Source organism: Bordetella genomosp. 1, assembly GCF_002261335.1.
Taxonomy (GTDB): domain Bacteria; phylum Pseudomonadota; class Gammaproteobacteria; order Burkholderiales; family Burkholderiaceae_B; genus Bordetella.
On sequence record NZ_NEVL01000004.1, the window covers coordinates 365,692 to 386,726 of the forward strand.

Here is a 21,035-nt window from a genome sequence, read left to right on the forward strand (position 1 = left end):
CACTTATCGGTTGTTTAGTTGTTAAAGAGCGGTACTGCCAAATTCTTGCCTGCTACGCTCGAAGTCTTTCGACTTCGCTGCCAACTTCGCTTCAGTGACTCGCTTTCGCTTCGTCGCTGTCGCTGCGTTGTCAGCAGCAGAGAAACGAGATTATGAAGAAGTTTTTTTCGTTTGTCAACTCAGTTTTGAAGATTTTCATCACCGAGCAACTCACCACTTCTTCCCTCGCTTCCGGCGCCGTCGTTGCCGACCGCACCATCTGCTTGAGCGCCGTGCCTTTCAGCACCTTGGCCTTTCTCGAAACATCAGGGTAAACCCTGAATTTTCGACAACTGCCAAGCCCGAAACTATAACACGATTTTTGCATTTCGTGCAACTTACATCGCACAATCTGCAGCTCATCGTGAGCAGCTTGTCGTTCGCGGCATCTACGCCTGACTCCCAACATGCTGCCGCTTCGAGCGGCCCTGGCTGCTTTCGCTGCATCCGGGTAAACCCTGATGTTTCGATTACTGCCAAGCCCGAAACTATAACACGATTTTTGCAGATCATGCAACTCAGGTCGCACATCCTGCAGCTCACCGTGCAACGCTGAAAAGTCCGGCGGGTCATTCGACTCACACCTGGGCTACGCCCCACTCTCCTGCGCTGAAAGCCGCTTTTTCCGTCTCGCGTCCCACTCAAGTGGCAACCGCTTTGAGACCAGGAAACAGCTGCTTGCCGCTTCGGCTTCGTCGCTCGCATCAATGTGTGAGCAGCGAAGGGGGCGAACTATAGCACGGTTTTTGGGCTTGTCAAAACGATGTCATGGGAAACCCGTATGCACCCACGAAATCGGGGCCATTGAGCTCGTCCCAGCTGAATCTCCCCCTCTCCCAAGAGGGTGCCCTTCTATATATAGAGGCATCCTCTCGTGGAAAGAAGGTGCCCTCTTTGCCGCCCCCTTTACCTGCATGCAGAGCATGCCGTCCTACCTTCTATATAGAGGTCTCCATATAGGGAGCCTTTGCCTGTCCGGGTACCTCTCTAAAGGCACCTGTCTCCATAAGGGCGCCTCTGTGTATGGCAGCACCTCTGTCTATATAGAGATCCCCTGTCTATATAGCCGCACCGCTTTCCATATGGGAGCACGTCTTCACAAAGACGCCCCCTCGCCCAAACACCTGCCGCCCGATAGCAACGCCTTGCCTCTGTCTCTGCGTCGTCTCCGGGCGCCGCGCGGGTGGTCAGGGCGGGGATGGCAGCCGGCTCGGTTCCGCGGGCGAGAGGCGACGGGCCCCGGCCAATCGATCGGCGCCGCCCCGGCCGGGTGCGCGGGCAGGCCGGCGGGCGCCGTTCACCAGAGGTTGGGCTGCGACAGGCAACGGCGCCGGCGCAGCGCCTCGGTCTCGCTCCAGGCGTCGACTTCGGGAGGCAGGCCCATGTCGCGCAGCATGTGCGGATCGAGGTCTGCGGCGCACTGGCCACGGGAACGGCCGGCGAACCAGGCCGCCAGGCGCCCGATCCCGCGGCGCAGGCCGCTGGGCATCGGCGCCTCGGCGGGCGCATGCGGAAGGGAAAGCTCCTTGGCGATCATGATGACAGTCCTGGACGTGAGTAGAGCGTTCAGAATATCCATCCACTTGCGCACAGAAAATGGATATATTGTGGCCATATTGGTAAGGAAAACCGAACGATGGCCCGCCTCCCTCTGAACACCCTCCCCGTATTCCGCGCCGTGGCCGAGGCGGGAAATCTGCGTGCGGCCGCGCAGACGCTGCACCTGAGCCATAGCGCCGTGAGCCAGCAGATACGCCATCTGGAGACGCAGCTGGGACTGACGTTGTTCGAGCGGGCCGGGCGCGGGATCCAACTGAACGAGGCTGGCAGGGCCTTGCTTGCGCGGGTGGCCCCGGCGCTTGCGTTGCTCGACGAGGGCGTACATGCCGCCCATGAGGCGGCCGCGGGCGAGAGCGTGCGCCTGCGCGTGTCGTCGCTGCCCTCCTTTGCGCAGCGCTGGCTGCTGCCGCGCATGGGACGATGGCGCGAGCGGCATCCTGAGGTGCTGCTGGAGGTGGAGACCTCGCAGCAGCTCGCGGATCTGCCGCGCGAGGGCTTTCATGCGGCGTTGCGCTACGGCCGGGGGCAATGGCCGGGCCTGGTCAGCGAGGCGCTGTTTCCGTCGCCCATGCCGATGGTGCTGGTGGGCTCGCCCGAGGCGGCGCAGCGGCTGGCGGGCGCGGAGCCGCCGCAGATCGCCCGCGAACCCCTGCTGGGCGAGCAGGCGCTATGGGAAGCGTGGTTCCGCGAGGCCGGGTATCCGGTGAAGGTGGTGCCGGTGGCGGTGTTCAACGATGGCGGGATGCTGCTGCAAGCCGTGGAGCAAGGCATGGGGCTGTCGCTCGTGCGCGAACTGCTCGCCGCGGACGCGCTCGACCAGGGCAAGCTGGTGAAGCTGTCGCCGCTCTCGATTCCCTACGAAGGCGGTCACACCTATCACCTGGTCTATCGTCCCGAGCTGGCCGACTGGCCGCCGTTGCTGGCATTGCGCGCCTGGCTGCTGAGCGAGATCGCGCTCGCCGCGCGGCGACTGGACGGCCACGGACCGGCATGAAGCGGGGTTCCGGCCCAGGGCTCGGAACCCCACAACCCCATGCGGCGCAGATGCTGATGCAGATGCACATGCAGCTGCGCGGGGGCAGCGCAGGCGCCGGTGTGGCGCGATCACGCCCCGGACGGCGCGGCACGCCGTCCCGACGGTCGCCCCTCAGGCGACCTTGCGCGCCAGCGCCGGATCGCGCATCGAGTCGGTCTCGTTGAACCGCTGATGCCAGGAGAACGCCTCCTCGAGCAGGTGCGGGGTCTGGCCGCCGCGCTCGCAGGCACGCTCGAAGTAGCTCGCCAGCGCATCGCGATACGACGGATGCACACAGTTGGCGATGATGGCGCGGGCGCGTTCGCGCGGCGTGAGGCCGCGCAGGTCGGCCAGGCCGACCTCGGTCACGATCACGTCGACGTCGTGCTCGTTGTGGTCGACGTGGGCGACCATGGGCACGATGCTGGAGATGTCGCCATTCTTGGCCATCGACTTCGTGACGAAGATGGCGAGGTGCGCATTGCGGGCGAAGTCGCCGGAGCCGCCGATGCCGTTCATCATGTGCGTGCCGCCCACGTGGGTGGAGTTCACGTTGCCATAGATGTCGCATTCCAGGGCGGTGTTGATCGCGATCACGCCCATGCGGCGCACGATCTCCGGCGCGTTGCTGATTTCCTGCGGACGCAGCACGAGGCGCTCGCGGTAGTGATCGAGATTGCCGAGGATGCGGTCGTAGACCGGGCGCGAGACGGTGATCGAGGATGCCGAGGCGAAGGCGAGCTTGCCCTGGTCCAGCAGTTCGATCGCGCTGTCCTGCAGCACCTCGGAGTACATGCTCAGGCCCTCGAAGTCCGCCTCGCCGAAACCGTGCAGCACCGCGTTGGCGATGGTGCCGATGCCGGCCTGCAACGGCAGCAGCGAACGGGTCAGGCGGCCGGCCTCGACCTCGCCCCCGAGAAAGCCGACGATGTGCGCGGCGATGGCGGCGGTTTCCTCATCGGGCGGCAACGCATTCGAGGGGCTGTCGGGCGCGTCGGTCAGCACGATGGCGGCGATCTTGGCCGGATCGACCTTGATGCAGGTCGTGCCGATGCGGTCTTCGGGACGCAGCACCGCCATGGGCTCGCGCGCGCCGCGCGGGCCCGGCACGTAGACGTCGTGCAGCCCTTCGATCGCGGCCGGCACGCTCAGGTTCAGCTCGACGATGACGGTGCGGGCCTGCTCCACGAACGAGGCGGAGTTGCCCACCGACATGGTCGGGACGATGCCGCCGTCTTCGGTGATGGCGGCCGCTTCGATCACGGCCACGTCGATCGGGCCGAGATGGCCGGCGCGCAGTTGCTCCACCGTCTCCGACAGATGCTGATCGATGAAGGCCACCTCGCCCTGGTTGATCTTGCGACGCAGCGTCGTGTCGACCTGGAACGGCATGCGGCGCGCCAGCACGTTGGCGTTGGACAGGCGCTTGTCGGTATCGTGGCCCAGCGAGGCGCCGGTGATGAGCGTGATGCTGAACGGCTCGGTGGCGGCGCGCTCGGCCAGCGCGGCCGGCACGGCCTTACAGTCGCCGGCACGCGTGAAGCCACTCATGCCGACGGTCATGCCATCGGTGATCAGCCGCGCGGCCGCTTCGGCGGTCGTGATGCGCGAGCGCAGGGCTTCGTGGCGGATACGTTCGACGTCCATTTCGTGTCTCCAGGTTCTTGAACCGCGGCGCGGCCAGGTCCGGACCCGAAGCGAGAAACGACATCTCCATCCTGTGTCCGGACACCGTCTGCAGCGGTGTTATCCGAGGTGCCGGCGCGTCCGCGATACGGACACCAGGCAACTTGGGCGCAGTATAGAAACGGGCCGAGTCAAACACGTAATGACTTAAAATCATGCAATCGAGTCGTTTTTCTCATCATTTGCCGGCCCCTCATGGATATCCGCGCCCTGCGCTATTTCGTCGAAACCGTGCGCACCGCCAGCTTCACGCAGGCGGCGCGCACGCTCTACGTCACGCAATCGACCGTGAGCAAGATGATCCGGCAGCTCGAGGAGGAGATCGGCACGCCGCTGCTGATCCGCGACGGCCATACCGCGCGCCCCACCGACACGGGCCGGGTGGTGTACGAGCGTGGCCTGCACATCCTGGGCGCGATGCGCCAGCTCAATGCCGAGGTGCGCGAGACCGTGGACCTGCGCCGCGGCGAGCTCGAGGTCGGCATTCCGCCGATGATCAATCTGTTCTTCATCCCGGTGGTGCAGGAGTTCCGGCTGCGCCATCCGGAGATCCGGCTGCAGCTGCGCGAAGGCACGGGCCAGGCGGTCGAACGCCAGGTCACCGCCGGCGAGCTGGAGATCGGCGCCACGGTGCTGCCGGTCCAGGCCCAGAGCCCGTTGCAGACGCAACCATTCGGCCGCTATCCGCTCGCGCTGATCGGCGCGCCCGAGGCCCCCTGGGCGGGACGCACCGCCCTGCCCTTGTCGGCCCTGAAGAGCGAGCCCCTGCTGCTGCCCACCGATGATTTCGCGCTGACCCGGCGCCTGCGACAGGCCTGCCTGGACGCCGGGTTCGAGCCCAACATCGCGGCGCAGAGCGCCCACTGGGACTTCCTCGCCGCGATGGCCGGCGCCGGGCTGGGCACGGCGATCCTGCCCGAACCGCTGATGCAGCGCCTGAAGACGCGCGGCCTGAGCACCGCGCGGCTCGCCCGCGCCGGGGTGCAATGGGAGATCGGTCACATCTGGCTGCGCGATCGTTACCTGTCGTATGCCGGCCGGGCCTGGCTGGACACCTGCCGCGACGTGCTGGGCGTGGCGCCCAAGCGCGCGCGCAAGCCCGCAGCCGACGCCGGCTAAGGAATGCACACCGGCCGGCCAGCGCCGCGCCTGCCGCGCCGGCCGCCGCGACGTTAAATTCTGTTGCAAGGGGCCATGCCGGCCGCGCCCGGCCGGGCTATGCTGCCGCCTCAGGAGGGCCATGCCCCCGCCCCGTTTTCCGGATCGACCCTGCCCGACAGGGCACCCTGACATGACCTCGAACACCCTGCCCCGTCCGCCCGCCGCGGACCCACGCCGCGCCGGCGCAACCGGCCGCGCCCTGCGCTGGCTGATGCTGGCGCTCGTCCTCACGCTGACGGTGGCGCTGGACTGGCCCGCGCTCGCCGCCGCGCAGCCTGCCGCGTCCGTCAACGTGGAGGAAGCCGAAACCGCCCTGAGCGAAGCGCGCCAGGACATCGATGCCCTGCGCAAGGGCCTGGACAAGCTCACCGACGACGCCGAGCTGCTGCAGCGGCGCACCGACGCGCTGGACATCCAGAGCAAGGCCGACACGCTGGCGGAGGCGCTGGCGCCGCAGCTCGCGAGCGTGGCCGCGCGCCTGACCGAGCTCGGCAAGCCGACGGAGGGCGCCAAGGAAGCGCCCGACGTGGCGCAGCAGCGCGCACAGCTCGAGAAGTCAAACCGCAATCTCGACGCGCAGATCAAGCTCGCGCGCCTGCTGTCGGTCGAAGCGGCCCAGACCGCGGAACAGATTTCGACCCTGCGCCGCACGCAATTCCAGGCGCGCCTGGGCGAGCGGCGTGATTCCTTCGTGTCCTCTTCGTTCTGGTCGGAGCTGCGCGGCGATCTGCCGCGCGACCTGGAACGGCTGGCCGAACTGCGGCGGGACGTGACCGCCATGATGGCGGCGACGCCGGGCTGGGCCTGGGCCGCGCTCGCGGCGGTGGCCGCCATCGTGCTGGCGCTGCGCTACTGGTTCGGCCAGTTGATGGTGCGGCTGACCGCCACGCGCGTGCCGCCGGGCCGCTTGCGCCGCTCCTTTCTCGCGGTGGCGATCGTGCTGCTGTCGGTGGCCACGCCCGGGCTGATTGCCGAGCTGTTCAAGATCGGCCTGGTGTGGCGCGCCGACATCGGCGAGGACACCTCGGCGCTGCTCGACGGCCTGGTGGCGATGGTCTGCTTCGGCGGCTACGTGACGGGCCTGGGCTACGCGCTGCTGTCGCCCGACCGGCCCTCGTGGCGGCTGCCGGCCATCCCCGACGAGGTGGCGAGCGGCCTGCGCTGGGCGCCCGCCGTCCTGGGCACCGCCATCGTCGCGGTCTGGCTGGCCGAGCGCCTGCCCGTGCTGCTCAACGCCAGCCTGACCTCGACCATTGCGGTCAACAGCCTGGCGGTCCTGCTGCTCGGCGTGGCCTTGCTCTGGATTCTGTTGCGCGGCGAGCGCCTGCGCCGCAAGGCCCAGTTCATCGAAGAGGAGAACCGGCCAGCGCCGCGCCCCTTCTGGATCGCCGCCATCAACACGGTGACCTGGGCGCTGCTGCTGTTCAGCCTGCTCGCGATGCTGATCGGTTTTGCCGCGCTGGGCGGCTTCGTGATCCGGCAGGTGTTCTGGACGCTGGTGGTACTCACCACCGCCTATCTGGCATCGGTGCTGATCGAAGACGGCTTCTCCACGCTGCTGGGCTCGGGCGCGCAGCCCAAGGACGGCGAGGCCGCGCAATCCAAGGTGCGCGTGCAGGCGGCCGTGTTGCTGTCCGGCGTGGGCCGGGTACTGGTGATCCTGACGGCGGCCATCCTGCTGCTGGCGCCGTTCGGCGAAGGTCCGGCGGATCTCGCGCATCGTTTCGACCAGCTGCACCGCGGCCTGCAGATCGGCGAGGTGCAACTGCGCCCGGGCGCGCTGGTGCAGGCACTATTGGTGCTGGCGCTGAGCCTGGTGGCCGTGCGCCTGCTCAAGCGCTGGCTGACCAATCGCTATCTGCCCAGCACCGAGCTGGACCCCGGCATGCAGATCTCGGCGGCCACCCTGTTCGGCTACGCCGGCGTGGTGATCGCCGTGGCGCTGGCGCTCTCCGCGCTGGGCATCGGGCTGGAACGGGTGGCGTGGATCGCGAGTGCGCTGTCGGTCGGTATCGGTTTCGGCTTGCAGGCGGTGGTGCAGAACTTCGTCTCGGGCCTGATCCTGCTGGCCGAACGGCCGGTCAAGGTCGGCGACTGGGTATCGCTCGGCGGCGTGGAGGGCGACATCCTGCGCATCAACGTGCGGGCCACCGAGATCCAGATGGGCGACCGCTCCACGGTGATCGTGCCGAATTCGGAGTTCATCACCAAGACCGTGCGCAACGTCACGCACGCCAATCCGCTGGGCCTGGTGCAGATCAAGCTGCCGATGCCGCTGTCGAGCAACGCGGCCGAGGTACGCCAGCTGCTGCTCGATGCCTTCACCGCGCACGCAGACATCCTCGCCACGCCCGAACCGAATGTGTTCCTCGACGGCTTCGACGCGGGCCATCTGGTGTTCAACGCCAAGGGCTATGTGAGTTCGCCGCGCCTGGCCTATGGCGTGCGCAGCGCGATCCTGTTCGACGTGCTGCAACGCCTCGCCGATGCGGGCCTGGACATGGCGCCGCCCTCGACCTTCCTGCTGCGCGACGCGGAGCCCTCGATTGCGCCCGCTCCGATCAGCCAGGCGGCCGCCGACCCGCGCGAACCCGAGCCGCGCTGAGCCCGGCCCGCTCGGCCTATCGCCCGGTCGGGCCCGAACGTGGCAAAGCGTTCGCCGCGATGGCAAACGCTCTGTCGTCTCCACCCCTCGTGTCCGGATCACGGTCGGGCCCGCCCGTCGATGCCGGCACGCCTTGCCATCAACCCGGCGTGTACAGATCGTCGATCCGCGAGCGCGCCACATCGGGGAGCCTGCGCGGCGACTGCGGCGGCAGCACGGGCTGCGCGCTGGCCAGCGGCGGCGTCGGCACCGTGTTGGCGGCCGTGGGCGGAGGCGGCGGCGCTGCTGCCGCCGCGGCGGCGACCGCTTCCAGGTTGGTACACAGGCCCTGCGCGGACAGCGCGGCGCGCGTGGCCTTGTCGGTCTGGCACAGCATATCGACCGCCGCGGTCTCGAGCCTGCGCGACTTGTCGGTGTCCCGGGTGGTCGCCGCCGCCTGCATGGTGCGTTCGAAGTTGCGCCGCAGGCTGCAATTGCTGTCTTCCACCGGTACCGCCAGGTTCATGCCGAAGCCCATGACCGAACCGCCGCCCCCGCCCGACACCATGCAGCTGTCGGATGAGAACGAGCCGTAGAAGGCCTGGCCGGCCACCGGCGGCACGGTCCGCAGGGAGTCCGACGTGGTGCTGCGGCTGTTGAACGTCACACCCTGCTGGTTGCCGGCGGCGTTGATGCCGGCCGAGGCGTTCGTGGTCGACGATGCGTTGCTGGTGCTGGTCTGGGCCACGGCACCGCCGGACAGCATCGCGAGGGATAGCGTGAGAATCATGGTCTTCATGATGATCTCCTCGCTCCGGACGGCCGAGGCCGTCCGGAACACTGGGTTGGCTTAGTGGTGGCCGAAGCCGCCGAAGCTGCCGAAGCCGCCGATCACACCCATCTGGAACGCGCCCTGCGCAGCCGCGGCCGTATCGGTGTTGCCGTAGGCGCCGGCACCGTTGGCAATCGAACCGTTCACCATTCCCGGCGCATTGCCCCACGTCATGCCCGAGGTCTTGGTCGTCGAATACTGGGTCGTCGACGTGGACACGCTGGCGCCGCTCGGCATGATCGAGCCGGACATGCTGGCGGTGCCCCCCGTGCCGGCCTGGGCATGTTGATAGGAGCCGCCCGTGCCGATGGTCTGGCTGGAAGCCACGGTGTTGCCTTGCGAGATCGAGCCGACGGAGCCGGTGACGGCGCCCTGGTAGGCGCCCATCGAGCCACCGAAGCCTCCTCCGGCGAATGCGGCGGGCGCCGCGACGGCCAACGACAGCACTGCGAAAGTTGCGAGCTTTTTCATTTCACTGCCTCCCTGTGTCCGTGACGCGACGGACCACGCTTGCCGGAATGCCGGTCCGGACCGGTCCGGACCCGGAGAGCGGGCCTTGTTCGCCTCTTCTCTCCGGTGCCGGTGAGGCATAGATTGCGCGGCGCGCCGCGCCTGAAAAATCCGCTAAACGGTGGACCGGGTCAAACGGCGTAGGGTCGGCCGGCAGGGGGTCGCACCGAAGGACGAGGTGCGTGCGGCACGGGCCCGACGCGGCCGGGCGTAAGCATGAACGCCGGCGCGCGCGGATTACATCGTTGGTGGGGCGACGCGGACTGCGTCTATTGGCTCAGGGGCGTGCCGTACATCGCCCAAAGGTGCAGGGAGGCCGGCACCAGCAGCCCGCAGCCGGCCGCGATGAGCAGCACGAACACCATGCGCTTGACCGCGCGCATCGAGTCGGCGGTCGCGTAGCGGCGCACCACCCAGGTCAGGCCGACCACGATCGGCAGGGCCTCGAGACTCAGCCACAAGGTGGAGGCGTTGAGCGAGCCCTGCCACGTCACGAGCGACAGTCGCAGGACGGCGTTGAAGCAGAACAGCACCAGCAGGCTGTTGCGGATCACCGCGAGCGGCAGCGGTTGGCGGTAGAGGTGATAGACCATCGGCGGGCCGGCGCTGGAAAACAGCCCGCCGAGCACGCCCGAGATCACGCCGAAGAACACGAAGGAACCGCGGCCGGACACCCGTTCCAGCGGGCGGCTGCGCATCACCAGCAGGGTGGCGCAGGCCAGGATGGTGAGGCCGAGCAGCCACTGCAGCACGATGGCCATGCTGCCGCTGATCCATTCCAGCGCGTACACGCCGGCGGTGACGCCGACCAGGCTGCTCAGCAGCGCGGGACGCAGCATTGCCCAGTCGACCTGGGGCCGGCCCCGGCCCATGGCCACGAGCGCGTTGATCAGGGTCAGGATGCTGACCGTGTTGGAGACGTCGGGCAGCGGCGCGAGCGAGAACAGGCCCGCCAGGCCGAGCAGCACGAGGCCGAACGCGAAGCCCGTCATGGTCTGCGCATAGGTGGCCAACGCGACGAAGGCCAGGAACAGCACGTGTTGCCAGACGGTCATGCCCGGCCCGCCATCAGCGCGCGCAGACGACCGGCATAGAGATTGAGCGCGAGCCCGCCCAGCACCAGCGCAGCCGCCGTCAGCTTCCAGGGCTGCAGCGCCTCCGAGAGCAGCCAGGCCGAGGACACCATGCCGAACACCGGCACCAGCAGCGCGGTGGGCGCCACGGTGGCGGCCGGGTGCCGCGCGAGCAGCCAGTTCCACGCGCCGAAGCCGAACACGGTGTTGCCCAGCGCCTGCCACAGCACGGTGGACCAGCCGAGCCAGCTGGCATGGGTGAGGGCCTGCGCGATCCGTGCGGGCCCCTCGACGAACAGGCTGATGAGGCTGGTGGGCACCACCGCGTAGAGGCTGGCCCAGACCATGAAGGCGGCGGCGTTCACCCGCCCGGCGTAGCGCACCACCGTGTTGGCGCAGGCCCAGCAGAAGGCGGCCGCCAGCACCAGGGCCAGTCCGGCGAGCGTGACGGCCGCGGCGGGGTCGGCGCCCGTATGCCAGGCGACCACACCGTAGCCGCTCACCGCGAGCAGCAACGCCAGCACCTGCAGCGTGCCGACGCGTTCGCCGTTGAGCATCATCGCCATCAGGATGGTGAAGAACACCTGCGACTGCACCACCAGCGAGGCGAGGCCCGGCGTGATGTCGTGCTGCATGGCCCAATAGAGCAGGCCGAACTGCCCGGCGCCCAACAGCGTGCCCACGGCGGCCAGCGAGGTCCAGCGCACCGCGGGCCGGCGGAACAGGAAGATCCAGGGCAAGGCGGAGAAGAGAAAGCGCAGCGCGGCGTAGAGGAACGGCGGAAACTCGGCCAGCCCCCACTTGATGACCACGAAGTTGGTGCCCCAGATGAAGACGACGGACAGGGCCAATAGCAGATGAGTCAACGGCATGATGGCTGCACGCGGCGCGCGGCGGTATCGGCGAGGAAGTTGTGGGCGCAACGAAATGCGAGACCCGGAGGACGCGAGTGTAGCGACTCGCCCGGGTCCGTGCAGGCGCGCGTTTAAGCGCGCGGTAAGGCGTCAGGTGACGGGGGTGCTGGCGGCGGGGCCGACGACGGTGGTCCAGCGCCGCACCTGCCATTGCGTGACCAGCCCGTGGCGGACATAGGGATCGGCGCGCGCGAAGGCCTCGGCGGCCTCGGGGCCCTCGCCCTGGAACAGCAGCACCGCGCCGTCGACGGGGTCGGCCAGCGCGCCGCCAAGGACCAGCTCGCCGCGCTGCACCGCCTGCTGCGCAAGCGCGAGGTGTTCGGCGCGATACTCGGCGCGGCGCGTGACGTAATCAGGCCGGACCTGATAGATCAACAGAAAATGCATAGGGCCTACCCCTTGGTGTGACTGCCCGCGCATGCCTGTGCGCGGATCGTGGTCCACACCATAGCATGGGCGTCAGGCATCTGCGTCGTACTTGCGGGCGCTGCCGTGGAACGCGTCGGCGGGATACTTCAGCGCGTTCTTCTCCATCTTGCGCGCCACGGCCTGGGCGATGTCGAGGTCGAGCTGATCGGCCAGCGCCACGAGATACAGCTGCACGTCGGCGATCTCGTCGGCGACCGCCTCGCGTTGCGCATCGCTCAACTGGCGCGACTGGTCTTCGGTGAGCCACTGGAACTCGGCCACCAGCTCGCCCGCCTCGCCGGCCAGGGCCATGGCGAGATTCTTGGGGCTGTGGAACGGCTCCCACGCGCGTTCGGCGGTGAAGCGGCGCACGGCCGCCCTGATGCGCTGCAGATCGGACATGGCGGTTTCTCCGGACACGGCTCAGGCCGCCAGGCGCTGGCGCGCAGCCAGCGCCACGGCCACCGTGGTGCGCACGTCGGCCAGGGCCCGGTGGGTCGGCTCGCTCGCACCGATGTGGCTCGCGAGCAGGCCCAGCTTGTGCGAGGGCAGCTCGGGCCAGGCGCGGCGCGCCAGCTGCAGCGTGCAATGGATCGGCGTCTCGAACACGCGGCCCAGCCGTTCGGCGGTGGCGCGCAGGAAGCGCGTGTCGAACGAGGCGTTGTGGAAGAACACCGGGCCGCCCTCGATAAAGCCCAGGAACTCGTCGAAGGCCTGCATGACGGGCAGGCCGTCGCGGTCGACCTCGCGCTGCGAGATGCCGGTGAGCCGCGAAATGAAGGATGGCACCGGCGCGCCCACGCGCACCACGCGCGAGAACTCGCGCTCGATCTGGCCGGCGGCCGACACGGAGACCGCGGCAAACTCGAGGATCTCGCAGCTCGCGGCGGACAGGCCGGTGGTTTCCAGGTCGGCGACCCAGAACGGGCCTTCGAGCGCGGCCAGCGCCGCCGTCAGCGGGGCGGCGGCGCGCGCCGACGGACGCGGGGTTGCGGAGGAGGCGGGCGAGCGCGAGCGGCGGAAGTAAGTCATGCGGCGGCGGTGAATTTTGGCCGCGCCCAGGCGGGGCGCGGACAGGCCTGCGCATTGTACGGGCGGGCCTGCCGCCGCGCCGCGATCCGTCCCCAATGTAGCGCCGCCACCACGCTCGCTTGCCAAGTCTTATATAAGATATAAGACATTTGCTAGCCGGGGGCCCTTGCCTCTACAATCGCTGCCACGAACCCTTCTTCCAACCCGACTTTACGCAGGCTCCTCATGCTGGAAACGTATCGCAAACACGTGGCCGAACGCGCGGCGCTGGGTATCCCCCCGCTGCCCCTCTCGGCCCAACAAACCGCCGATCTGATCGAATTGCTGAAGAGCCCGCCGGCCGGGGAAGAGCAATTCCTGCTGGACCTGCTGACCCACCGCGTGCCCGCCGGCGTGGACGACGCCGCCAAGGTCAAGGCCTCCTACCTGGCCGCCGTGGCCCTGGGCAAGGAATCGTGTGCACTGATCAGCCGCGCCAAGGCGACCGAACTGCTGGGCACCATGCTCGGCGGCTACAACATTGGCCCGCTGATCGAACTGCTCGATGACGCTGAAGTCGGCACCGTCGCTGCCGAAGCCCTGAAGAAAACCCTGTTGATGTTCGACGCCTTCCACGACGTGAAGGAAAAGGCCGACAAGGGCAACGCCAACGCGCGCGCCGTGCTGCAGAGCTGGGCCGATGCCGAGTGGTTCACCAGCCGTCCGGAAGTGCCCGAAAGCATGACCATCACGGTCTTCAAGGTGCCCGGCGAAACCAACACCGACGACCTGTCGCCCGCCCCCGACGCCACCACGCGCCCCGACATTCCGATGCACGCCCTGGCGATGCTGAAGAACAAGCGCGACGGCGCCGCGTTCGAGCCGGAGGAAGACGGCAAGCGCGGTCCGATCAAGTTCATCGAATCGCTCAAGGAAAAGGGCCATCTGGTCGCCTACGTGGGCGACGTGGTGGGCACCGGCTCCTCGCGCAAGTCGGCCACCAACTCGGTGCTGTGGTTCACCGGCGAAGACATCCCCTTCGTGCCGAACAAGCGTTTCGGCGGCGTGTGCCTGGGCAGCAAGATCGCCCCGATCTTCTACAACACCATGGAAGACGCCGGCGCCCTGCCGATCGAACTCGACGTTTCCAAGATGGAAATGGGCGACGTGGTCGAGCTGCGCCCCTATGAGGGCAAGGCCCTGAAGAACGGCGAAGTCATCTCCGAATTCGAAGTGAAGTCGGACGTGCTGTTCGACGAAGTGCGCGCCGGTGGCCGCATTCCGCTGATCATCGGCCGCGGCCTCACCGCCAAGGCCCGCGAGGCCCTCGGCCTGGCGCCCTCGACCCTGTTCCGCCTGCCGAAGAACCCGGCCGACAGCGGCCGCGGCTTCTCGCTGGCCCAGAAGATGGTCGGCCGCGCCTGCGGCCTGCCGGAAGGCCAGGGCATCCGCCCGGGCACCTACTGCGAACCGAAGATGACCTCGGTCGGCAGCCAGGACACCACCGGCCCGATGACCCGCGACGAGCTGAAGGACCTGGCGTGCCTGGGCTTCTCGGCCGACCTCGTGATGCAGTCGTTCTGCCACACGGCCGCCTACCCCAAGCCCGTGGACGTGAAGACGCACCACACGCTGCCCCAGTTCATCAGCACCCGCGGCGGCATTTCGCTGCGTCCGGGCGACGGCGTGATCCACTCGTGGCTCAACCGCATGCTGCTGCCCGACACGGTCGGCACCGGCGGCGACTCGCACACCCGCTTCCCGATCGGCATTTCGTTCCCGGCCGGTTCGGGCCTGGTCGCCTTCGCCGCCGCCACCGGCGTGATGCCGCTGGACATGCCGGAATCGGTGCTGGTGCGCTTCAAGGGCAAGATGCAGCCCGGCGTCACGCTGCGTGACCTGGTCAACGCGATCCCGCTCTATGCCATCCAGCAGGGCATGCTGACCGTGGCCAAGCAGGGCAAGAAGAACATCTTCTCCGGCCGCATCCTCGAAATCGAAGGTCTGCCCGACCTGAAGGTCGAACAGGCATTCGAGCTGTCCGACGCCTCGGCCGAACGCTCGGCCGCCGGCTGCACGGTGCACCTGAACAAAGAACCGATCATCGAATACATCAACAGCAACATCGTGATGCTGAAGTGGATGATCGCCAACGGCTACGAAGACGAGCGTTCGATCGCCCGCCGCATCAAGGCCATGGAAGCCTGGCTGGCCGATCCCCAGCTGCTGCAGCCCGATGCCGACGCCGAGTACGCCGCCGTCATCGAGATCGACCTGGCCGACATCCACGAGCCCATCGTGGCGTGCCCGAACGACCCCGACGACGTGAAGACGCTGTCGGACGTGGCCGGCGCCAAGATCGACGAAGTGTTCATCGGCAGCTGCATGACCAACATCGGTCACTTCCGCGCGGCCTCCAAGCTGCTCGAAGGCAAGCGCGACATCCCGGTCAAGCTGTGGGTTGCCCCGCCGACCAAGATGGACGCGGCCCAGCTCACCGAGGAAGGCCACTACGGCGTGTTCGGCACGGCCGGTGCCCGCACCGAAATGCCGGGCTGCTCGCTGTGCATGGGCAACCAGGCCCAGGTCCGCGAAGGCGCCACGGTGATGTCGACCAGCACCCGCAACTTCCCCAACCGTCTGGGCAAGAACACCAACGTGTATCTGGGCTCGGCCGAACTGGCCGCCATCTGCTCGCGCCTGGGTCGCATCCCGACCAAGGACGAGTACATGGCCGACATGGGCGTCATCAACAAGAGCGGCGACCAGATCTACCAATACCTGAACTTCGACAAGATCGCCGACTACAAGGATGTGGCCGACGTGATCGAGGTGTAAGGTCCGGCTGGATCCCGGCCCGCGCAAGCGGGCCTGCCAGACCCCCCGCGATGCGAGTCGCGGGGGTTTTTGTTTGCGGGTCCGGCGCGCATGGCAACGGGCACGCGGGCGTAAAAAAACCCGCGCGAAATCGCGCGGGTTTTTTCCTGGCGGGAAGGAATCAGAATTCCATCGAGGCCGACAGGGAGAAGGTGCGGGGACCGCCGAGCACGAGATAGCCCTGCCCCGGGTAACCGCCGACCGAAGCCCAGTAATTGCGATTGGCGATGTTGTCGACACGCGCACGCAGCGTTACCAAGTGGCCCTGGACATCCATCATGTAGCGCAGGCCGGCATCGAAGCGAGTCCAGCCCGGCACTTTGAGCGTGTTGGTGTCGTTGGCGTAAGTCGACCCGGTGTAGACGACTCGACCATCCACCGTCAGACCGTCCACACCCGGGATGTCCCATTCCACCCCCATATTGGCTTGAAATCGCGGCACGCCGATCACGCGATTGCCGTCGATTGCGGAATTGCCAGTCGAGCGTTGCGTGGCATCGAGCCAGGTCAAACCGCCGAGCACGCGAACGGTGCGCGTCGCTTCGCCATATACCGTCAACTCGGCTCCTTGATGGCGATCCTTTCCACCCTTCTGGAACACGAGATTCTCGTCAACGAATGCGCGTGGGCGATCCGTCGAGAACAATGCCAGTCCGGCACCGACTCCGCCGCCCTCATACTTGATGCCGATTTCCTTCTGTTTCGACACATACGGCGCGAGCGACTGACCCGCGTTAACGACGTCCTGGTTGTTGAACAGCGCCGGGGCCGTTTCACCCGCCACCAGAGCCTCGATGTAATTGCCGTAGAGCGACACGTTCGGCGTCAGCTTGAACACGATGCCCGCTGCCGGCGTGTTCTTGCTTGCGTCGTAGGCACTGGTTTCTTTGCCCGAGTTGTACGCGTAATTGCGGCTCGTCAGCTGTTGATGCCGGATGCCGGCCGTCACCAGCAACGTATCGTCGAAGAACCCCAGCGTGTCACCCACGGCGACGCTCGTCGTGCGGATTCTGCCCTGCAACGCAGGATCGTTCAGATCGTTGAACGACCCGCCCAGCGCCGGCGCGTCATAGTAAGTGACGGGGTTGTAAAGATTGGTGGGCCGGGCTGCGGCGGTCGCGTACGCATTGTCCTTCTTGAGCTGAAAATAGGCCGCCGAGACAACGAATTGATGGCTGACCGGGCCAGTCTGGAGTTTGGCGCGGGCGCCCACTTCGCCCGTATTGACACTGTCCTCACGGGCATTGTCGAACCTGCTGAAGGTGCCCGCACCGGTCTGCGTGTTGGTCAACGTCAAGTTTGCCAGCGAGTTGCGCTCGTCGCTGCGACGGAACCCATACGCGGCCCACGTCGTGATGCTGTCGTTGAGATCGTATTCGGCGCGCAACGTACCGAATACGTCGCGCTCATTCGAATATGACCAAGGCTGAGCCCAGTTCGAACTGGCGTCGGGTGCATCCGGGACGTGAGTAGCGGTGCGCGGCACGGTCACGTTGGTGCGCGTGCGTTTCAGTTTGTTTTCTTGCCAGCCAATATCGGCCGACAAGCGCACATCGGCGGATCGCCAATCAAGGCCCACAGAACCCACGCTGGTACGAGCGTGTTCGTCATCGATGCCAGTGCCGCCGCTTCGATTGGCCAGGTTAATACGAATGCCAGTGCTATCGTCGGGACCGAACCGGCGAGCGATGTCCGCGGCCACACCGACCTGACCGCCACTGCCCACGCTCGTCGTAAAGCGAGTGAGCGGCTCATTCGGCGCCCGCTTGGGCACGAGGTTGATGATGCCGCCGATTCCGCCACCGTTAGGGGTCGCGCCATTCAAAAACGCGGACGCGCCTCGGGTCACTTCAACACGTTCAAACAGCTCGGTGGCGATGTACTGACGCGGCAACAGGCTATAGAGGCCGTTGTATGCAATGTCGTCCGAGTTCGTCAGGAAGCCGCGGATGAAGTACGACTCCTGGAAGTTGCCGAAGCCGCGCGCGACGCGCACGCCGGGGTCGTTCTGCAGCACGTCGCCGACGCCGTGGGCCTGCTTGTCCTGGATCAGTTCGTTGGTGTAGGCGGTGGTGGAGAACGGGGTCTCGAGGTTGCTGCGGGTGCCGAGGATGCCGATGCGCGAGCCGGTGGCCACCTGGCCCCCGGCGAAGGGCGCGGCCAGGCCGCTGGCCGAGGCGTCGGCGCTGGCCTCGACCTTGACGGCGTTGAGCGTGACGGAGTCGTCCGTGGCCGGGGCGGCGGTCTGCGCCTGCGCCGCGATCACGTACCAGGGCAGCACTGCGGCCAGCCATGCGAGATTCTGTTTTTTCATGCGTGGAGGATTCCCGTGGACGCGGCGACCAGGACGAGGCCGCGCCATTTTTTCGATAGATGCCGCGCGGCGGGCGCGTGGCGGATGCGCTGTGGGAAAGGGGGCGATGGCCGCGTGCGGCGCGACGCCCGGGCGCCACCGGCGCACCCTGCTTTCCGGACCATTGCGCAACGATCCAAGCGCATTTTAGCTATCAGGAATCATTATCATTCTTGTAACAACCGCAAATCAGTCGTAGTCGTTGCAACAAAACCACGACTTACGCCATGCTGAAAGCAATATTTCCCTCTTAATCCGCGATAACCGCAATAAGTTACCGACCCTGAGGTCAGCGTAACCAGTCGTTTCGCGGACGTATAGAATGAGGACCGGGCGCAGCATGCGTCCCCGAGCCCTAGTCGACCCGAGGAAAGCCATGCGAGCCGCCCTGCCGACGCTGGTGGCCGCGCTTGCCCTGACGGGTTGTGCCTCCACCGCGCCGCCCGCGAACCCCGAGAACATCTGCGCGATCTTCCGCGAGAAGCCCGACTGGCACGACGCCGCGCTGCGGGTGCAGAAGAAATGGGGCGCGCCGGTGAATGTGCCGATCGCGATGATGTACCAGGAGTCGAGCTTCCGGCACGACGCCCTGCCCCCGCGCTACTACTTTTTGGGCTTCATTCCCTGGGGCCGCGTGAGCTCGGCCTACGGCTATGCGCAGGCCAAGGACGAGACCTGGGCCGACTACAAGCGCGAGGCGGGCGGCTGGTTCTCGAGCCGCGACAACTTCGGCGACGCGCTCGACTTCATGGGCTGGTACATGAGCAAGACCCAGCGCATCAACGGCATCTCCAAGTGGGATGCGTATGGCCAGTACCTGAACTACCACGAGGGCTGGACGGGCTACAAGAACCGCAGCTACGACCGCAAGGCCTGGCTCAAGCGCGTGTCGCAGCAGGTGCAGGCGCGCGCCGAACGCTTCGGCGCGCAATACAAGCAGTGCGAACGCGAGCTGACCCGGGGCGGCTGGTTCTTCTGAAGACGCGGCGCCCGCTCGCGCGGGCTTTTCCCCATGGCCGCGCGTCGCGGCGCTCCCTATACTGCCAGCCGGAGACCTGAAGGCAGCCCGCAACGGAGCGCCCATGAAAATAGATATCGCGGCGCTGCAGATGCTGGTGGCCGCCATCGAAGAACGCAGCCTGGCGCGCGCCGCCGAACGCGAGAACCTGGTGGCCTCGGCCGCGAGCAAGCGCATCGTCGAGCTCGAACGCCAGGTCGGCACCACCCTGCTGGCGCGGCACAACCGCGGCGTGGAGCCCACGGCGGCCGGCGCCGCCCTGTATCACAAGGCGCGCGCCATCCTGCAGAGCGTGCGGTCGCTCGAAGACCTCTGCGTCGACTACGCCCCCGACGGCATCCCGAAGCTGCGGCTGGCCGCCAATCGTTCCGCCATCGTGCAGTTCCTGCCCGCCGACCTGCGCGACTACGGCCGGATCGAGCCGCGTGCGCGCGTCGATCTGGTCGAGGCCTACAGCGGCGACATCCCGCGCCTGGTGTCCGACCAGGAGGTGGACATCGGCATCTATCACGCCAGCGGGGCCGCCCCCGGTGTGACCTCGCACCCCTATCGCACCGACCGGGTGGTGCTGGTCACGCCGATCGACCATCCGCTGGCGGGCCGCGGGCCGGTGTTCCTCGAGGAGGCGCGCAGCTACGATTTCCTGGGCTATTTCCCGCGCCACTCCTTCGAAGCCTTTCTCGAACTGGTGGGCGCCAGTCTGTCCGGGCCGCTCAACGTCAAGGTGCAGGTGGCCAACTACGAGGCACGCTGCCGCATGATCCGCGAAGGGCTGGGCATCGGCGTCTTGCCGGAGCTGATCGCCGACACCTATCTGGGCCTGCTGGGCCTGGCGAAGGTGGCGCTGCGCGACGCGTGGGCCGAGCGCCAGTTCTTCGTCTGTGTGCGCGATCCCGCGCATCTGCGGCCGTCGGCGCAGGCCCTGCTGCAGTGCCTGCGCCACCAGGCGCCCGGTCAGGTGCGATAGGAAGGATCGAGGCGGTCGCACAGGCGCAGCAGCGCGGGCCATTCCATCTGGCCATACGGGCGGCGCGTGCCGGGCTGGTATTGATTCCAGGTGGCCTCCTGGATCTCGGGCGACAGCGCGGACAGCGGCATGTTGCACGCCATGGCCGCCAGCTGCGCGCGGCACGACACCTCGAGCCGATGCATCCAGTTGAAGGCCTCGCCGATCGTGCGGCCCACGGTGAGCAGGCCATGGTTGCGCAGGATCAGCGCCTCGCCGGCGCCCAGGTCGGCCACCAGCGAGGCCTGTTCGCGCGTGTCGAGCACCACGCCCTCGTAGTCGTGATAGCCGATGCGCAGGAAGCGCAGCGAGGTCTGATTCAGCGGTAGCAGGCCGCAGGCCAGCGACGACACCGCCATGCCGGCCCAGGTGTGCGTGTGGATCACGCAATCGACCTCCGGCCGGGCCTCGTGCACGGCCGAATGGATCACGAAGCCGGCCTTGTTCACGCCGTACTTCAGCGCGCCGAAATCGGGCGCCGCCAGCACGTTGCCGTCGTGGTCGATCTTGATGAGGCTGGAGGCGGTGATCTCTTCGTAGAGCAGGCCGTAGGCGTTGATCAGGAACGCGCCTTGCTCGCCCGGCACCCTCAACGAAATGTGATTGGCGATCATGTCCGACATGCCGTAGTGCGCCACCAGGCGATAGCAGGCGGCCAGATCGATGCGCGCCTGCCACTCGGCCTCGGAACATTGTCCCTGCATGGAAGGAATGCGCAGCTGGTGCGGAAGGGGTTGCGTCATGAGCCGTTGAACCTCGTTGTGTCAGGGGTATGACACGATGCTAGCGAGCCGCGCGCGGGCCGGGCATGACGGATTTCGAACGCCGCGTTTCCAGCCATCGCAGCCTCGCGCGCATCCATGACGCCCGACAAGCCGGATGTCAGAGATTCTTGGTACAACGGAGGGCGAAGCAGGAGGCGTCGCGCGGGCGGAACTTTGACGTGTCGTTCAAGTCTTATATAAGATACAAGACACCCACGGCACTG

Annotated in this window: 18 protein-coding genes; 7 read left to right on the forward strand and 11 right to left on the reverse strand. The window is 67.1% G+C overall.

The window, feature by feature from the left end:
- Positions 1–152 precede the first annotated feature (152 nt).
- The gene (locus CEG14_RS26415) at positions 153–314 is read left to right on the forward strand and encodes a hypothetical protein (RefSeq protein WP_179280635.1); all 162 of its coding nucleotides are present in this window, start codon (positions 153–155) and stop codon (positions 312–314) included.
- Positions 315–1,336: 1,022 nt separating this feature from the next.
- Here CEG14_RS26415 and CEG14_RS18625 read toward each other — a convergent pair.
- A complete protein-coding gene (locus tag CEG14_RS18625; protein WP_094827894.1) occupies positions 1,337–1,576 on the reverse strand; it encodes a hypothetical protein in 240 nt (79 codons plus the stop codon).
- A gap of 99 nt (positions 1,577–1,675) precedes the next feature.
- On the opposite strand from CEG14_RS18625, the gene CEG14_RS18630 reads away from it, so the two are divergent.
- Positions 1,676–2,593, forward strand: a complete 918-nt coding sequence (locus tag CEG14_RS18630) for a LysR substrate-binding domain-containing protein (protein ID WP_143277243.1) — start codon at positions 1,676–1,678, stop codon at positions 2,591–2,593.
- A 153-nt stretch (positions 2,594–2,746) separates the two neighbouring features.
- Here the strand turns inward: CEG14_RS18630 and CEG14_RS18635 are convergent, their stop codons facing one another.
- Positions 2,747–4,261 carry an acetyl-CoA hydrolase/transferase family protein gene (locus CEG14_RS18635; RefSeq protein WP_094827895.1) on the reverse strand — a complete coding sequence of 505 codons (1,515 nt, stop codon included), beginning with the start codon at positions 4,259–4,261 and terminating at the stop codon, positions 2,747–2,749.
- Between the two features lie 234 nt (positions 4,262–4,495).
- Here CEG14_RS18635 and CEG14_RS18640 point away from each other — a divergent pair, with 234 nt between their 5' ends.
- On the forward strand, positions 4,496–5,419 hold the full coding sequence (locus tag CEG14_RS18640) for a LysR family transcriptional regulator (RefSeq protein ID WP_094827896.1): 924 nt from the start codon (positions 4,496–4,498) through the stop codon (positions 5,417–5,419).
- A gap of 172 nt (positions 5,420–5,591) precedes the next feature.
- Positions 5,592–8,066: a DUF3772 domain-containing protein gene (locus CEG14_RS18645; RefSeq protein ID WP_094827897.1), complete on the forward strand. Its 2,475-nt coding sequence runs from the start codon at positions 5,592–5,594 to the stop codon at positions 8,064–8,066.
- Between the two features lie 139 nt (positions 8,067–8,205).
- Here the strand turns inward: CEG14_RS18645 and CEG14_RS18650 are convergent, their stop codons facing one another.
- The 7 genes from CEG14_RS18650 to CEG14_RS18680 form a co-directional block, all read right to left on the reverse strand.
- Complete coding sequence (locus tag CEG14_RS18650; RefSeq protein ID WP_256985835.1) at positions 8,206–8,844, reverse strand: hypothetical protein; 639 nt, start codon at positions 8,842–8,844, stop codon at positions 8,206–8,208.
- Positions 8,845–8,895: 51 nt separating this feature from the next.
- Entirely contained in the window at positions 8,896–9,348 is a 453-nt protein-coding gene (locus CEG14_RS18655; RefSeq protein ID WP_094827898.1) for a hypothetical protein, read from the reverse strand.
- Between the two features lie 308 nt (positions 9,349–9,656).
- Positions 9,657–10,442, reverse strand: a complete 786-nt coding sequence (locus tag CEG14_RS18660; RefSeq protein WP_094827899.1) for a sulfite exporter TauE/SafE family protein — start codon at positions 10,440–10,442, stop codon at positions 9,657–9,659.
- Positions 10,439–11,332 (reverse strand): EamA family transporter, encoded by an 894-nt coding sequence (locus tag CEG14_RS18665; RefSeq protein WP_094827900.1) that lies wholly within the window; start codon positions 11,330–11,332, stop codon positions 10,439–10,441. Before CEG14_RS18665 ends, CEG14_RS18660 begins: the two co-directional genes overlap by 4 nt.
- A 132-nt stretch (positions 11,333–11,464) precedes the next feature.
- Positions 11,465–11,761 carry a YciI-like protein gene (locus CEG14_RS18670; protein WP_094827901.1) on the reverse strand — a complete coding sequence of 99 codons (297 nt, stop codon included), beginning with the start codon at positions 11,759–11,761 and terminating at the stop codon, positions 11,465–11,467.
- Positions 11,762–11,833: 72 nt separating this feature from the next.
- Positions 11,834–12,184, reverse strand: a complete 351-nt coding sequence (locus tag CEG14_RS18675) for a nucleotide pyrophosphohydrolase (protein ID WP_094827902.1) — start codon at positions 12,182–12,184, stop codon at positions 11,834–11,836.
- A 21-nt stretch (positions 12,185–12,205) separates the two neighbouring features.
- On the reverse strand, positions 12,206–12,814 hold the full coding sequence (locus CEG14_RS18680) for a 3'-5' exonuclease (RefSeq protein ID WP_094827903.1): 609 nt from the start codon (positions 12,812–12,814) through the stop codon (positions 12,206–12,208).
- A gap of 225 nt (positions 12,815–13,039) precedes the next feature.
- Here CEG14_RS18680 and acnB point away from each other — a divergent pair, with 225 nt between their 5' ends.
- The gene (gene acnB / locus CEG14_RS18685) at positions 13,040–15,631 is read left to right on the forward strand and encodes a bifunctional aconitate hydratase 2/2-methylisocitrate dehydratase (RefSeq protein WP_094827904.1); all 2,592 of its coding nucleotides are present in this window, start codon (positions 13,040–13,042) and stop codon (positions 15,629–15,631) included.
- A 160-nt stretch (positions 15,632–15,791) separates the two neighbouring features.
- On the opposite strand, the gene CEG14_RS18690 is transcribed toward acnB, so the two are convergent.
- A complete protein-coding gene (locus CEG14_RS18690) occupies positions 15,792–17,984 on the reverse strand; it encodes a TonB-dependent receptor (protein WP_094827905.1) in 2,193 nt (730 codons plus the stop codon).
- Between the two features lie 415 nt (positions 17,985–18,399).
- Here CEG14_RS18690 and CEG14_RS18695 point away from each other — a divergent pair, with 415 nt between their 5' ends.
- Together CEG14_RS18695 and CEG14_RS18700 are read left to right on the forward strand one after the other, a co-directional pair.
- The gene (locus CEG14_RS18695; RefSeq protein WP_094827906.1) at positions 18,400–19,002 is read left to right on the forward strand and encodes a transglycosylase SLT domain-containing protein; all 603 of its coding nucleotides are present in this window, start codon (positions 18,400–18,402) and stop codon (positions 19,000–19,002) included.
- A gap of 103 nt (positions 19,003–19,105) precedes the next feature.
- A complete protein-coding gene (locus CEG14_RS18700; protein ID WP_306437038.1) occupies positions 19,106–20,008 on the forward strand; it encodes a LysR family transcriptional regulator in 903 nt (300 codons plus the stop codon).
- On the opposite strand, the gene CEG14_RS18705 is transcribed toward CEG14_RS18700, so the two are convergent.
- Entirely contained in the window at positions 19,996–20,790 is a 795-nt protein-coding gene (locus CEG14_RS18705; RefSeq protein ID WP_094827907.1) for a class II aldolase/adducin family protein, read from the reverse strand. The two genes, CEG14_RS18700 and CEG14_RS18705, sit on opposite strands and share 13 nt — an antisense overlap.
- Positions 20,791–21,035 lie beyond the last annotated feature (245 nt).